The following is a 14,270-nucleotide window of genomic DNA, read 5'->3' as shown; positions in this document are numbered from 1 at the left end:
GCCTTTTCCATAACGCTCACGACCGGGACTTTTGATCCAAGCCGCTTATGGTGGTTTGCTACCTGCTCCTGCAAGCCGATAGCGAGGGGCCATACCCTCATCTCTTACGCCGCTTGCTGCGGCACACTGATATTCGTACACCACGCTTTGTAGAAGACAAAAGCATATTGATATTGTAATCAGCTACCAAAAAAGTAGCGATGGGCTGCATCTACTCATGGACTCTACAGGGATGAAGTTTCTAGGTGAGGGCGAATGGAAACGCAAGAAACATGGACCTGAATATCGTCGCCAATGGCATAAACTTCATATTGGTATAGATGCTAAAACCCTACAAATACGAGCAGTTCAGCTTACAACCAATAATGTCAGTGATTCACAGGTGCTTGGTGATTTACTTAATCAGATTCCACAAGATGAGCGGATTGACTCTGTTTATACCGATGGAGCTTATGACACCAAGCAATGCCGTCAGGTCATTGCAGATCGGCAAGCGCATGCGGTGATTCCACCTAGAAAAAATGCGAAACCATGGAAAGATACAAAGAGTAGCTCGCTAGAGCGAAATGAATTACTTCGAACAGTTAAACATTTAGGCAGGACACTATGGAAAAAATGGTCAGGCTATCATCGGCGAAGTTTGGTTGAAACTAAAATGCATTGCATCAAATTATTAGGAGATAAACACAGTGCAAGGAGTTTTGATAGCCAAGTGAATGAGATCCATGCACGTGTAGCAGTCCTTAATAGATTTACGGAATTAGGTCGACCACTTACCCAAGTTACGCCTTAAATTTGGCTCAATTAGGGGCGCTTTGCATTTCAAATCTTTGTGCAACAAAGCCATTCTTTGCTGTATTTTCTGCGTTTTTTAGCAACAGGAGGTGTTGCTGAATATATATCCATGTTCATGGATTAAGTCCCCACTTGTTTTTAGGTGGGAACTAAATTAAGGCTTATAGGATCGCTTGGTAAGGCTGTGTTAGCCGGATGCTTACATTTAAAGTATCTGTATTCTTATTAATTAAAATGTCTAGTCTATGGTATACATCAAAATCATGGATTGAATATGCATTTGATATGTTGATCACTATGTCTAACAAAGAGATTTAAATCCTGTTTTTGACTCTTGCAGTTAAAAACAGGATATTTCTACTTAGGAATAACAATACGAAATATAAGGGTTAAGACCTATCTCACACTACAATATTTCAAAGACCTTTTCCTAGACAGCATGCATAAAAAAACGTATAACACCGTTTTTCAAATTTAACGGGTAGACATCACTGTGAAACTCATCCTTGCACCCATGGAAGGCTTAACAGACCCCATTATGCGTGATGTACTCACGTCTGTGGGCAGCTTTGACTGGTGTGTAACCGAGTTCATTCGTGTCACCGATTCAGTGCTTCCCGATCATGTCTATCATAATTACTGCCCGGAACTCCTCAATGAGGGTAAAACCGCTGCTGGCACACCTGTGCATGTACAGTTTTTAGGAAATAATCCTGAAATGCTGGCAGCCAATGCCATTCGTGCCGTGGAGCTGGGTGCTCCTGCCATTGATATGAATTTCGGTTGCCCTGCAAAAACGGTTAATCGTCACCGTGGCGGTTCAGTGCTGCTGGATGAACCCGACGTGGTACATCTGCTTGTCAAGGCTGTGCGTGATGCAGTACCTAAACATATTCCGGTTTCTGCCAAAATGCGCTTAGGCTATATGGACAGAAAATTTACCCTGGAAAATGCTCATGCCATTGAGGATGCTGGTGCTGCCTGGGTCACAGTGCATGCACGTACCAAGGCGGAAGGCTATACCCCTCCTGCATTTTGGGATCAGTTGCAACCGATTCGTGAAGCCTTAAACATCAATGTCATTGCCAATGGTGAAATTTGGACCAATGCAGATGCCAAACAATGCCAACTTGAATCTGGCTGTGAAGATTTGATGATTGGCCGAGCTGCTGTAACCACACCGGATATCACCCAATGTATCCGTCAGAATACTGACGAAGCCTTGATCACCTGGAATGAATTATTGGCTTTGCAAATTCGTTTCCTGAATGGTCCCTATAAAAAAGAAGTGAATATGGTGGGACGCTATAAACAGTGGCTCGGCATGATGTCCAAACATTATCCTGAAGCTAAAGAATTGTGGAACGAGGTCAAACGGATTAAAGGCTTGGCTGAAATCATTGAAAAATTAAATGTTTCCAAGCATTAAAGTCAAAAACCTTTGAATATTCAAAGGCTTTTTTATTTAGCTACTTTCTTTACACTGTTTTAAATTTTCCACATGCACTCGATTGATTTTCCATGATTTTTCCAAAAATTCAATTTTTTAAAATCAGCACGGCCTCATTTAATTGGATTCATTTTAATGCCTTTGCGTAGGCAATCTTTCTACTTTTGAAAGGTCAAAAGTAGACAAAAACCTTTTGTTTCCCATACACAACTTCCCTGTCGTGATGGGAAACGTATGGCATCCATGCCATACTCATAAATCCAGTACCTGCAAAATTCTATTTTTTAATTTTGACACTACAAATAATTTTCAGTCATCAAAAAATGATTTATAAAAGAAATCTAGTATTATTAACTTTGTTCAATTTTTAACAAAATCTCTTTATTTTCCAGCCCACCGGCAAAACCCACCAGTTTACCATTTGCTCCGACCACACGATGACACGGCGCAATAATGGAGATGGGGTTTTTACCATTGGCTGCACCCACAGCACGAACCGCTTTGACATTGCCAATTTGCTCGGCAATATCGCGATAACTACGGGTCTCTCCAAAGGGAATGGTCAGCAAAGCTTGCCAGACTTTCTTCTGAAATTCAGTACCTTCAAAATCTAGAGGCAAATCAAACTGCTGCCGTTTTCCCGCGAAATATTCTGTTAACTGCTTTTGGGTTTCCAATAAAATTGGATGATGAACCTGTTCAATCAGTTCGGCTAAACGCACCCGTTTAGGATTTTCATTTTCCCAAAGTACCGCCACCAAAGCTGTGTCATTGGCCACCAGTTTTAAAGTACCGACAGGAGAAGTCATTTCCATAAATGCCAGTTTCATCATCTTCTCCTGTAATAAAAGCATTGCTTAGGATTTTATGATGATGACAGTTTCATCAGCACTAATCCAGAAATAATCAGTACCGCAGCGAGCATCCGCATCGCCGATGCAGGCTCACCCAAAATAAACACCCCGACCAGAAAAGAACCCACTGCACCAATTCCGGTCCAGATGGTATAGGCTGTACCCAGTGGCAAAGTGCGCATAGCATGGGCCAGTAAAGCAAAACTTAAAATCATGAAAACCAGGGTAATAATACTCGGTGTGAGACGGGTGAAACCTTCAGAAAGTTTCATGGCATAGGCCCAGACAATTTCAAAAAGACCGGCTAAAACCAGAATTACCCAAGCCATGACGACGATGCTCCATTAGATGCGAGTCAGGTCGTCCTGACGAATTTTCTCAGTGCAACAATCAATCTGATTGCACCAAGGGAGGTCGTTCCTCCTATAACTTATTAGATAATTATATAAATAATTGAGCTAAACAGGTGCTTGTTTTACATTTTTTGACCAATTACTCACCTTAAAAGTGCGAATAAAATCCGACTGGCCTAAACCAGTCGGATTTTCTGAATCATCACATCAAACTAAAATTTAAAACGTATCCCGGCACCATACAACCATTCCTGATCAGATGCTGATTCTGCTTGCCAATCCGTCTGTTCATGCCCCTGTTTATATCCATAGGCCACATCAATAAAAGGCATGACTTTTTTATTGATTTCATAACGCATTTCCAGGCCTAATTGTGCGCTGCTTAAACCGGTTTTTTGAGCATAGCTGGAGGCATCACTCAATATCACATTCAAATCCAGATAAGGCTTAACAATCAGCTTTTGCGTCAGTAGCACATCGCGTTCGGTTTCCAGGCTCAAAGACGTTTGATTATCCTGACCCACATATAAATAAGCATTGGTTTCAAAGAAATACGGTGCCAACCCATGTACCCCAATCACGGCATCGACCTGATCCTGATCGACTTCCCGATTCTGGTCATTGCGATAACGTAGACCGGCCTGCACATCCCAAAAATCGGTAACATTGCGACTGTATAACATTTTGACATCATATTCCGCTTGCTGTGATTCAGCATCATCGGCATGCACTTTGATAAAAACCTTGTTTTCATCTGTGCCGATACTGGTTTCCAGTTCCGATTTTAGAACCCCGTTTCCATCATTATTGCGTAACCAGCGACTTTCAACCGTGGTTTGCTGATACATCTGCCCACCATGTTCCTTGATATGCTCGGCAAATGCAGCATCGTTTGCGTTCGTATTTTCATCCTGTACAGAGGGTGTCTGTTTTGCTTCAACAGGTGTTTGAGCTGTAGTTGACACGACATGATGCTGTGAATGGTCAGCTGGCATTTCATCCTGTGGTGACGTCTGCACTTCCGCCATCAACATGGTTTGATGACTTGGTTGTGCAAAACTTGGTCCAGAGAGCAACAGGAATGAGACACTCAATGTACTCATTGCAAAGTGATTAATGATGCGCATGTGAGTCTCCTTGCTGAACTTGAGCCGGCGTAACAAGTGAAGCTAGCGTTTTATTTCCATCCACATTGGCCACCACTAGTTTACTCATCATGCCCGACGACATGTGATAGAGCAGATGACAATGAATCGCCCATTCTCCCAATTCATCAGCGGTCAGTAATGCCGTTACCGTTTTACCCGGTGGCACAATCAGGGTGTGTTTATTCGGCATATTGGCGCTACTTTGCCCATTTTCCAGCTGCATAAACATGCCATGCAGATGCATCGGATGCGCCATCATGCTGTCATTAATAAATTTCAGCCGGATACGTTCGCCATATTTCACCTGTAGCGGTTCAACTTCAGTAAATTTCTTGCCATTGATGGTCCAGATATAACGCTCCATGTTGCCGCCCAAACGCACTTCCAGCTCTCTCTCTGCCGGACGGGTATCAGGCTGTGGAGTAAGTGATTTCAAATCACTATATTGCAGTGCCTTATGCCCTGTGGGTGTAGATGCATTGGCCCAGCCATAAACTACAGGCGCCTTATTATCTGAAGATGGTTGTTCTATAAGATGCGTTGTATGGCTTTGCTCATGCTGTTGATCAGACTCAGGTTTTGCTGCTGGTGGTATAGCGTATTGTTGAGTCGCATCTTGCGAATGGTCGTGCATGGCAGCATGACTCATTTGAGTATGCTCCATGGCTTGATGATCCATTGCAGCCATATCATGTGGCATGGATGAATGATTCATTGCATCCATGTCATGTAGCATGGATGAATGATCCATTGACGAATGATCCATCACTTGATGTTTCATTGCGCTGGCACGGCTTTGATTTGTACTACTCTGACCATCATTCATCTCAGCATGGTTCGCATGATCACTGGATGCAGAACCATGCCCCATATCTTCCATCGTAAGTAATGCACGTGGACGCGGCTTAGGCATGTGAATCACATGTGTCCCTGGAGAATTTTCATTATGCAATGAACCAATCGCAAACCCGCTGCGGTCAATAGATTCAGCTTCAATCTGATAATGATTATCTTTCGTTTCAACCATCACATCATAAGTTTCTGCAGTGCCTATACGAAACTCATCGACAGGTACCGGTTGCACGGGCTGGCCATCAGCACTGATCACGGTCATCTTCAAGTCTGGAATACGCACATCATAAAAAGACATGGCTGAAGCATTGATAAAACGTAAACGGACTTTTTCATTTGGCTTGAACATGCCCGTCCAGTTTTGCTCTGGCGTTTTGCCATTGATCAGGAAAGTATAACCGGTGACATCGGACAAATCGGTTTTCAGCATGCGCATCTGATTCCACATGGAACGGTCTTGCCAAGTACTTTTTAGACCATCACGCTTAACTTGCTTCAACACGTCGGCCACAGTTTCACGCCGATTTTGATAGTATTCAGCCGACTTTTTCAGGTTCTTCTGAATCTGGTCACTGCTGGACTGATGAAAATCGGACAGCATCACCACATAATCACGATCAGCCTGTTCATGCGCTGCTAGCGGCTTTTTCCCTTTGGGATAAATCACCAATGCACCATATAAACCGTCCTGTTCCTGTCCTTTGGAATGCGCGTGATACCAGTAGGTACCGTTTTGCCGCACCTTGAAACGATAGACAAAATCCGCCTGTGGTTTAATCCCTTGAAACTGGTTAAAACCCGGCACCCCATCCATCAGTCCCGGCAGCAATAAACCATGCCAGTGAATGGAGCTATCCTTGTTTTTCAGATTGTTATGCACATGAATAACGGCATCATCGCCTTCTTCAAATTCGAGAAGGGGTGCTGGAAATTGACCATTCACGGTAATCCGTTTTAAGGGCTTTCCGGTGATATTTACGTTCTGTTCATCAATGTTGAGATGATATTCTTTGACCGCAGCAAACGACCACGACGATGACACTAAACAGACCCCAATCACGAGGCTTTGACTTAATTGTATAGACATGACTAAACCTATAATTTAAAAATAAAAAGTTTTTTAAATCACGGTCAAGCTTTTGGGGGACGTAAAATCTGCTGCCAGAAACCGCTTAAATGCTGGGCGGAATAAGTAAAATTCAGCTGTGGATGTTCTTGAATGGCTTGCACATGTACCAGAGGGTGTGCTTGAGAATCCAGCCAGAGACTGAGACTCTGACAATGCAACTGTAGGCAATCATTACAACTGAAATGTTGCTGTTGATCGCTCATGCCCTGATTACAATCCAGATCATGGGACACGTCTACCTGTTCGACAGGATGCTGCTGCATGTGCGGTTGAGTATTGACTGAATCATGGCAACCCGACATGGTCATCATGGACATTTTATCTTCATGTTGAGCCGTCAATTCACTCATCATTTGCTGATGCATCGGCTGTTCAAATGCCAAGACAGCATTGCTCCACCCAATGGCAAAAACCATCAGGAACACAAACCAAGCCTGTTTGCGTAATGAAGTGGGCACAGTATTGTCCTTAGCCGATGCACAATAAAAGATAAATCATGTTCTTTTGATTTCAGTCTACCAGCATAATCAAGATATAAGTTATACACAATTTTTAAATTTATGCTAAACAGTGTCAAGTCAGGTTGAATAATGCCAACTTAAACAATAAAGTTATTTTTTAAACAGTATTATTTTTAAGCATAGATGAATAAAGCATCATATTTTTTAATGCCTTAACAAGCTAAAAAAGGACTCATTTGAGTCCTTTTTATACATTTAATGTCTAATTATTAAACTATTGATCTACAATTGTTTATAAACTAATCAAGTTATCCATACAGTTATCTACACAGATATCCATATGGTTATCCATAAAGTTATCCACAACTTAGCGATCATTAATTGTAGATTATTAGAGATTAACTGAGCCTACTTTTGCCAGTTCTGAACGCATTTCATCAATGACAGCTTGATAATCTGGCTTGCCAAAAATAGCCGAACCGGCAACAAACATATCTGCGCCTGCTTCTGCAATTTCGCGAATATTGGCTGGAGTCACCCCACCATCAACTTCTAAACGGATGTCACGGCCAGAGGCATCAATGATCTTGCGTGCCTGACGAAGTTTATCCAAAGTCATGGGAATAAATTTCTGACCGCCAAAGCCCGGGTTAACACTCATCAACAAAATTTGATCAACTTTGTCCAGCACATAGTCCAGGTAATGCAATGGTGTGGCCGGATTAAACACCAGACCAGCTTTGGCACCACCCGATTTAATTAACTGTAAAGAACGGTCAATATGATCCGTCGCTTCCGGGTGAAAAGTAATAATGTCAGCACCCGCTTCCAGGAAATCGCCAATCATATGGTCTACAGGCGACACCATCAGATGCACATCAATCGGTGCCTGAATCCCGTATTTTTTTAATGCTTTACATACCCCTGCACCAAAAGTCAGGTTAGGTACGTAATGGTTATCCATGACATCAAAGTGTACGACATCGGCACCTGCTGCAAGCACATTTTCAACTTCTTCACCTAAACGGGCAAAGTCGGCAGATAAAATGGAAGGTGCAATTAAATATGGCTTGGACATGGAGAGAACCTGGCTATGCATTTGAATTGATTTTTCACATTATAACAAATTGCATCTTAGTGCTGTGATTCAATCCTGTTTATTCAGGCATTGATGACAGCAAAAAAATAAGGAGCTGTTGTGCTCCTTATGTTCTGAGTAAATTTGCTGCTCAATCAGAGGTTATACATCAAGTTGTACCGCATGAAACTGCAGATGGTCATCCATAAAGGTCTGAATAAAGTAATAACCATGATCATAACCTGCATGTTCACGCAAGGTCAGTGACTGACCTGCTTCGGCACAGGCCTGTTTAAATAATGCTGGATTCAGTTGGCTATAGAACTGGTCCTTAGCCCCCTGATCAATCAGAATCTCCTGAAACAAGGCACCTTTGGACTGAACCAGAGCCGTTGCATCATGCTTTTTCCATTCGGCCTGATCTGCACCTAAATAATTTGAAAATGCCTTTTCACCCCAAGGACATTGGCTCGGCGCGCAAATCGGAGCAAAAGCAGATACAGATTTAAATTTTTCCGGATATTTAAAGGCCAGTGTCAGTGCACCATGTCCTCCCATGGAATGCCCGAAGATGCCTATCGCATCCGCTTGCAGTGGAAAGTTTTGCGTCACGACAGCATAAAGTTCATCGGCAATAAAGCTTTCCATTTGATAATGCTCAGCCCACGGTGCCTGGGTGGCATTGATATAAAATCCGGCACCTTGGCCGATATCCCAAGAATCCCCTGCTGCAACTTGCTCACCTCGGGGTGAGGTATCCGGACTGATCAGGATCAACCCCAGCTGTGCTGCTAAACGTTGCGCATGGGCTTTAATTGCAAAAGTTTCTTCAGTACAGGTCAGACCCGCCAGGTAAAACAGGGCTGGACAAAGCTGACCTGTTAAGGCCTGATGGGGCAAGAAAATTCCAAATTTCGCCTGCCCTTTTAAGCTCTTGGAATTAAAGGCATAAATTCGCTGTTCCCCATCAAAGCATCGATTAACTTGCGTTAATTCCATCGTTATTTTCCTTATTGTGCTGCCACACTTAATTGTGGGCTTTCTATTTTCATATCTGTCTGAGTTGTAGCTGGAAATAAGCGTTGCTCAAGTTGCGGCAACATAAATTCCATATTCTTGCCAATCGACCATTGCGGTTCAGAGGCTTCAAATCCTTGTGCTGTTTCCCATTGTGCCACTGTTTTTTTGGTCTGCTCAAAAGCACTTTCTATAGACATCTGCTCGCGCATGGCCTGATCAAAGAAAGCTCGTCCAAAATAAGTATAATCCGCTTCACTCGAACAGCCAAACGATGCCCGATCAGCCGCAGATGCGGTAATAATCAAGGTATTATCATCCTGCAAAGCGGGAACAAAACTCCCCGAATAACAAGCTGAAATTACGATTACTCGCCAACGGATGCCGGATTTATCCAGAGTATCTTTAAGCCATTTAGGATCGACATCATTTAAATCAATCGGGTCATTTTCCATTTCAAACTGATTCGGCAAACCATGTGAAGTCATGTATAAAAATAACACATCACTTTCTTTATTCATTTGCTGCCCGATACGGCGTAAAGCCATTTCCATACTGGTGCGTGAGGCAATCGGCATTTGAGTTCGTGTTTCAGGATTATTAATCAGGGCCAGTGAACGGCCAAAAGTCCCAAAACGGGTATCAAACTGCTCTTTAATCCGTTCAACTTCCGACTTAAAAACATCCTGATAACCTGCCCCGGCAACGCCTAAAAAGTACCAGTGCGACTGGGCAAACTCCCCATACTGGATCGATTCCAGCGACTTGTTCAAGATCCGGTTTTGGGCATAAAAAGCATCTTCGGCAAATGTCGGCGGGCTTTCTTCAACTTTCCAGATCGGTTGGCTTTTCACCGACATTTGCCACACCACAAGGGTGAACAGTGTCGCAGCGACAATCAGTGCCCGCTCCCACCATGGCCATTTCAGCTCACGGGAAAAGACCCATACCACCGCCAGGCTCTGCCAGACGAACAGCACCATAAAGATAGTCGGCAAATAGTCATACAATATATAAGGCAATACATCAATAAGGCCCAGATACTGGATCAGACTTTGCAATAAGGCTATATGGGTATCCAGTACCAGCCACAACAAGGCAGGTACCAGCATCAAACGTGGATTATTGATCCGCTGGGAAAGAAAAATACCGACGATGAGTGCAATAAAAGGCCATAAAGCATAACTGATCAGGCCTTGCGGGTTAAACTCCCCCATCTCCTCAGCACTGAGCCAACTGAATAAGCTGTTGGCACTGCCGCCTAAAATTCCCCAAAAAATCAGTTGTAGAATCGAGGGACGTACAATTTGCAAAGATCGGCGTGAACCCAGAAAAAGCCACATCCCGGCAGTTTGGTTGCTCTTAAAATCATGCCAAAAATTGATGGAGGGTTTAAAGTCGATCATAAGATTTTCTGGGGGGGCTTTAGCTCGCGAGTTTACACTCTAAGTTTATGCTTGATGGAATTTTTATCAATGCTGCTTTGGGACTATATAACAAATTAATGTACATTATTGAAACAATTACCAAACTACTCGGGAAAATGATGCTGAAAATAGGCATCAAAACGACAGGCATCTCCCTGCCATTGATGATCCGGTTCCAGGTTAGCCAAATAGACAGCCAAACGCGGCCGCTTCACCACCACACGTTTTGCCACTTTTTTTGCCAAAGTTAACAGATTATCGCCAAGATCCATTTCCCCATGTTCAGGCAATAACAGATGTAATAATTGCATCTGTTTTTTCACTTGTGCCTGTTTTTTAATGGCTTGTTGATTCTGGTCACGCTGCGGAAACATCGGATCAAGATAAACCACATCTACCACTCGCTTCTGTTCAGCCTGCTGCACTAAATAGTCGGCAGAATCAGAGAAAACCAGATGAATTCGTGACACTACTGAACTGAGAAAAGCATCATTTTGCGCATGGTTTTTGCTGTCTTCCAGTAAGGTAAACAAGACCGGATGCCGTTCAACCAGGGTGACTTCAGCACCCAAATGGGCCATTAACAAACTGTCATGCCCTAAACCGGCAGTCGCATCAATTAATGTAGGCTTTTCACCCAGATTACAGGCACGTGCAATCATTTCAGATTTTAACGATGAACGTTTTAAACGCGGCACTTCAGCTTGCCAGTCGGGCTGCATCTTCATGCCATTGGCACACAACCACAGTCCCGATTCATCTACACATAAAGCCAGTTCCGGATTTAAACGTAAAAATCGGGCATTCAGCTTTTCAATGATCTCAACATTTACACTGACACCACGTGAAGAAAGCACAGCAGAATACTGCTGTGCTTGTGCTTGAAACTGAGCTTCTGTAAACAAATGCATTACCAAGAAACCCAGCCTGTCCACCAAGTTGCCAAAATAAACAGACCAAAACCTATGCGGTAGTATGCAAATGCAGTGAAATCATGTTTCGATACATAGCGAATTAATGCACGAATCACGATAAGTGCAGAAATAAATGCCACAATAATACCCACTGCTAGAACAGCCATATCATTGCTATGCAAATCAGCCCTCATTTTATACATATCGAGTAAACCAGCACCCATTAATACAGGAATACCCAGAAAGAAGGAAAATTCTGCTGCTGCTTTACGTGATACACCTAAAAATAAAGACCCGATAATGGTTGAACCTGAACGTGAAGTCCCTGGAAATAAGGCTAAACATTGAATCAGACCAATTAAAGTTGCTTGTTTATAGGTCAAGTCATCCACTTCTTGAGTTTCAATGCTATGCGGACGGCGTTCAGCCCATAAAATAATAAAACCACCCACAATTAAGGCAATCGCGACAGTAATTGCATTAAACAGGTACGCCTTGATGATATCACCAAACGTTAAGCCGATAATGATGATTGGAATTGAAGCAATAATTAAGTTAATACTTAAACGGCGGCCCTGTTCTTGACCTTTTAAGCCCCCGATTAAAGCGCCCCAAAGTTTGCCCCAGTACTCGTAAATCACCGCTGCAATTGCACCAATCTGCACTGCAACCGCAAACATATCTCTTTTTTCAATGGTCCAGAAATCTAAAAGCTGACCTGCTAAGATTAAATGCCCGGTACTTGAAATCGGTAGAAATTCAGTAATCCCCTCTACCAAGCCCATGATGGCCGCTTTAAATAATAATAAAAGATCCATATCTAACCTTAAGTTGCTTTAATTTGTTCTGGAATTTTTTTCCACGCATTATCACGTAAATACACTGGTAGTGCTTCTTCAGCTGCAACCCAATGCTGCTGTAATGCAGCAATACGTGCAATTTGTGCAATATCTTGTGCTGTGGCAACAAGCTCTTTAAATTCTATAGCTTCAGGCTGAATTAAAGCTGAACCTGAACCGACAAGTTCAAATCTGACGGCCTGACTGGCAGCACTATAATTCAACAGTTGCTCTGTATCCACAGCCTGCATAATACCCTGCTGATCCAGCTGAAAACTCGCAATATAGACTTCATTCATACGCGCATCCAGTACTGCAGTCACTGCGGTTAAACCTGCTACACGGTATGCTGCCTGTGCCAGAGCTTGCAAGGTTGAAACAGGAACAACAGGTAGATCATTGGCCCATGCCAAGGCCTGAGTCACGGCAGCATTAATACGTACCCCACTAAAAGAACCGGGACCACGGCTAAATGCAATTGCAGTTAAGTCCGCGGCAGACAAGCCAAGCTGGGTAAAAGCCTGTTCGATCATTGGGAGAATCGTTTGCGTTTGTGCTTTTGCTCGCGCATCTAATTGAAAAAATAATTCTTGAGTGTCATCTACAATAGAAACGGAACACTGCTCATTGGCAGTTTCCAATGCCAGCAACTTCATGCACAACCTTAATTTATTTAAATATAAAAAACGTCGGATATCATACTCCACTCATGCGTGCGAGGCGAGATTTTCCATCCACAGGATACAAAAAAGCCAAGCATTTGCTTGGCTGAATATCTCGTTTCAAATTACAGTTCAACCGACTCTAAATGCTGAAAATTTTTGAAATGCTCGGCATAGTGCATGGCACTCATTTTTAATTTGGCTTCAGCCGCCTCATCCAGCGTTTTGACGATTTTACCTGGCGAACCCATGACCACAGAATTGTCCGGAATCACCTTACCTTCTGGAATTAAGGCATTAGCACCAATAATACAATTTCTACCAATCACGGCATGATTTAAAATCACGCTGTTAATGCCGATCAGCGTGTTATCTCCTACGGTGCAGCCATGCAACATGGCCTGATGGCCAATCGTGACATAGCTTCCAATATGCATTTCAATACCTGCATCGGTATGTAAAACGGCATTTTCCTGCACATTGGTAAAATCCCCTAACGTGATTTTACTGTTATCGCCCCGAATCACGGCGCCAAACCAGACACTGACCTGCTTGCCCATTTCTACCTGGCCGATAACGGTCGCATTATCTGCCACCCAGCCATCCCAAGGTTGATGCGTTGCTTGAGGTGTATATCCTTTAAATTTATAAATCATGAGGTGAAATTCCTTATTTACCGTATTTAATCTTATTGCTATGAAAAGTGGGCGAATTTAATAAAAATGGCCATTCCTTTTGATAATCCAAACCATACTGAAACAGTGAAACCAACATTCGTGCCGTCAATCCCCAAACCACCTCATTTTCCACACGCATGCTGGGAAAATACAAAGACTGATGAGCATAACGCACCTCATAGGGAATGGGCGGTGCATTCATTAAGCTACTCAGTGATGCAAAAAAGATTCGATCAATTTCAGCTGGTTGAGGAATAAGTTCCACTTCAGGCGGAATCAGCCCGACCACAGGTTTGACCAGCATCCCGTTGCGGGCTTTTTGCATGGGCAAATCGCCAATCAGTTGCACATCAAATGGATTCAGTGCGGTCTCTTCATAGGCTTCGCGCAAAGCCACCACAATATTACTGGTATCTTGCGGATCTCTTTTCCCCCCCGGAAAAGAAACTTCCCCGGCATGATTGGATAAATATAAAGAACGGCGCGTGAGCAAAACTTTGGGATCAGACTCATCAGTAATGGCAATCAGTACAGCTGCATGAGCAGGCTTGATACGTGTAGAAAAGCGTAACCTGTGCTGTAATAATTGTATTAATGAGTAGTCATCCATGCGC

The 14,270-nt window shown here is 43.1% G+C and carries 14 protein-coding genes and 2 pseudogenes; 2 read left to right on the top strand and 14 right to left on the bottom strand.

The genetic code is table 11. The features are described from left to right. Positions 1-136: 136 nt before the first annotated feature. Positions 137-793, top strand: a pseudogene (locus tag FTT83_RS11755) (IS5 family transposase); the annotation flags it as partial. Positions 794-843: 50 nt separating this feature from the next. Here FTT83_RS11755 and FTT83_RS11750 read toward each other — a convergent pair. Then, positions 844-912: pseudogene (locus FTT83_RS11750) on the bottom strand (IS66 family insertion sequence element accessory protein TnpB); the annotation flags it as partial. 376 nt (positions 913-1,288) lie between these two features. Here FTT83_RS11750 and FTT83_RS11745 point away from each other — a divergent pair. Continuing rightward, entirely contained in the window at positions 1,289-2,224 is a 936-nt protein-coding gene (locus FTT83_RS11745) for a tRNA-dihydrouridine synthase (RefSeq protein WP_180042517.1), read from the top strand. 371 nt (positions 2,225-2,595) lie between these two features. Here FTT83_RS11745 and FTT83_RS11740 read toward each other — a convergent pair whose 3' ends face one another. The 13 genes from FTT83_RS11740 to FTT83_RS11680 all read right to left on the bottom strand — a co-directional run bounded on the left by FTT83_RS11740 (position 2,596) and on the right by FTT83_RS11680 (position 14,266). Then, the gene (locus FTT83_RS11740; RefSeq protein ID WP_180042518.1) at positions 2,596-3,075 is read right to left on the bottom strand and encodes a methylated-DNA--[protein]-cysteine S-methyltransferase; all 480 of its coding nucleotides are present in this window, start codon (positions 3,073-3,075) and stop codon (positions 2,596-2,598) included. A gap of 35 nt (positions 3,076-3,110) precedes the next feature. Continuing rightward, a complete protein-coding gene (gene sugE, locus FTT83_RS11735; protein ID WP_180174918.1) occupies positions 3,111-3,428 on the bottom strand; it encodes a quaternary ammonium compound efflux SMR transporter SugE in 318 nt (105 codons plus the stop codon). Positions 3,429-3,664: 236 nt separating this feature from the next. Next, positions 3,665-4,579, bottom strand: coding sequence for a copper resistance protein B (locus FTT83_RS11730; protein ID WP_180042520.1), 915 nt, complete (start codon positions 4,577-4,579; stop codon positions 3,665-3,667). Next, positions 4,566-6,539 (bottom strand): multicopper oxidase domain-containing protein, encoded by a 1,974-nt coding sequence (locus FTT83_RS11725; RefSeq protein ID WP_180174920.1) that lies wholly within the window; start codon positions 6,537-6,539, stop codon positions 4,566-4,568. The genes FTT83_RS11730 and FTT83_RS11725 overlap by 14 nt, the downstream gene beginning before the upstream one ends. 44 nt (positions 6,540-6,583) lie before the next feature. Beyond that, a complete protein-coding gene (locus FTT83_RS11720) occupies positions 6,584-7,039 on the bottom strand; it encodes a hypothetical protein (protein WP_180042522.1) in 456 nt (151 codons plus the stop codon). A 394-nt stretch (positions 7,040-7,433) separates the two neighbouring features. Beyond that, positions 7,434-8,120 (bottom strand): ribulose-phosphate 3-epimerase, encoded by a 687-nt coding sequence (gene rpe, locus FTT83_RS11715; protein WP_180042523.1) that lies wholly within the window; start codon positions 8,118-8,120, stop codon positions 7,434-7,436. Positions 8,121-8,282: 162 nt separating this feature from the next. Beyond that, positions 8,283-9,119, bottom strand: a complete 837-nt coding sequence (gene fghA / locus FTT83_RS11710) for an S-formylglutathione hydrolase (protein ID WP_180176635.1) — start codon at positions 9,117-9,119, stop codon at positions 8,283-8,285. An 11-nt stretch (positions 9,120-9,130) separates the two neighbouring features. After that, complete coding sequence (locus FTT83_RS11705; RefSeq protein ID WP_180174922.1) at positions 9,131-10,543, bottom strand: C13 family peptidase; 1,413 nt, start codon at positions 10,541-10,543, stop codon at positions 9,131-9,133. 125 nt (positions 10,544-10,668) lie between these two features. Next, complete coding sequence (locus tag FTT83_RS11700) at positions 10,669-11,475, bottom strand: class I SAM-dependent methyltransferase (protein WP_166171046.1); 807 nt, start codon at positions 11,473-11,475, stop codon at positions 10,669-10,671. Then, on the bottom strand, positions 11,475-12,296 hold the full coding sequence (locus FTT83_RS11695; RefSeq protein ID WP_086197691.1) for an undecaprenyl-diphosphate phosphatase: 822 nt from the start codon (positions 12,294-12,296) through the stop codon (positions 11,475-11,477). The genes FTT83_RS11700 and FTT83_RS11695 overlap by 1 nt, the downstream gene beginning before the upstream one ends. An 8-nt stretch (positions 12,297-12,304) precedes the next feature. Continuing rightward, positions 12,305-12,973 (bottom strand): tRNA (adenosine(37)-N6)-threonylcarbamoyltransferase complex dimerization subunit type 1 TsaB, encoded by a 669-nt coding sequence (gene tsaB, locus FTT83_RS11690; protein ID WP_180042527.1) that lies wholly within the window; start codon positions 12,971-12,973, stop codon positions 12,305-12,307. Between the two features lie 131 nt (positions 12,974-13,104). Continuing rightward, on the bottom strand, positions 13,105-13,635 hold the full coding sequence (locus FTT83_RS11685; protein WP_180042528.1) for a gamma carbonic anhydrase family protein: 531 nt from the start codon (positions 13,633-13,635) through the stop codon (positions 13,105-13,107). A gap of 13 nt (positions 13,636-13,648) precedes the next feature. After that, the gene (locus tag FTT83_RS11680; RefSeq protein ID WP_086197694.1) at positions 13,649-14,266 is read right to left on the bottom strand and encodes a CoA pyrophosphatase; all 618 of its coding nucleotides are present in this window, start codon (positions 14,264-14,266) and stop codon (positions 13,649-13,651) included. Positions 14,267-14,270: the final 4 nt, after the last annotated feature.

Source organism: Acinetobacter sp. YH01018 (assembly GCF_013420295.1).
Taxonomy (GTDB): domain Bacteria; phylum Pseudomonadota; class Gammaproteobacteria; order Pseudomonadales; family Moraxellaceae; genus Acinetobacter.
Note: the sequence above shows the minus strand (reverse complement) of the source record. Positions and strands in the feature narration are given on the sequence as shown.

What these genes read in the sequence shown, in the direction of transcription:
- FTT83_RS11685 (WP_180042528.1), bottom strand. Translation starts at nt 13,635, where the DNA reads ATGATTTATAAATTTAAAGGATATACACCTCAAGCAACGCATCAACCT.
- FTT83_RS11700 (WP_166171046.1), bottom strand. Translation starts at nt 11,475, where the DNA reads ATGCATTTGTTTACAGAAGCTCAGTTTCAAGCACAAGCACAGCAGTAT.
- rpe (WP_180042523.1), bottom strand. Translation starts at nt 8,120, where the DNA reads ATGTCCAAGCCATATTTAATTGCACCTTCCATTTTATCTGCCGACTTT.
- FTT83_RS11730 (WP_180042520.1), bottom strand. Translation starts at nt 4,579, where the DNA reads ATGCGCATCATTAATCACTTTGCAATGAGTACATTGAGTGTCTCATTC.
- tsaB (WP_180042527.1), bottom strand. Translation starts at nt 12,973, where the DNA reads ATGAAGTTGCTGGCATTGGAAACTGCCAATGAGCAGTGTTCCGTTTCT.
- FTT83_RS11695 (WP_086197691.1), bottom strand. Translation starts at nt 12,296, where the DNA reads ATGGATCTTTTATTATTATTTAAAGCGGCCATCATGGGCTTGGTAGAG.
- FTT83_RS11725 (WP_180174920.1), bottom strand. Translation starts at nt 6,539, where the DNA reads ATGTCTATACAATTAAGTCAAAGCCTCGTGATTGGGGTCTGTTTAGTG.
- FTT83_RS11705 (WP_180174922.1), bottom strand. Translation starts at nt 10,543, where the DNA reads ATGATCGACTTTAAACCCTCCATCAATTTTTGGCATGATTTTAAGAGC.
- FTT83_RS11680 (WP_086197694.1), bottom strand. Translation starts at nt 14,266, where the DNA reads ATGGATGACTACTCATTAATACAATTATTACAGCACAGGTTACGCTTT.
- fghA (WP_180176635.1), bottom strand. Translation starts at nt 9,119, where the DNA reads ATGGAATTAACGCAAGTTAATCGATGCTTTGATGGGGAACAGCGAATT.
- FTT83_RS11740 (WP_180042518.1), bottom strand. Translation starts at nt 3,075, where the DNA reads ATGAAACTGGCATTTATGGAAATGACTTCTCCTGTCGGTACTTTAAAA.
- sugE (WP_180174918.1), bottom strand. Translation starts at nt 3,428, where the DNA reads ATGGCTTGGGTAATTCTGGTTTTAGCCGGTCTTTTTGAAATTGTCTGG.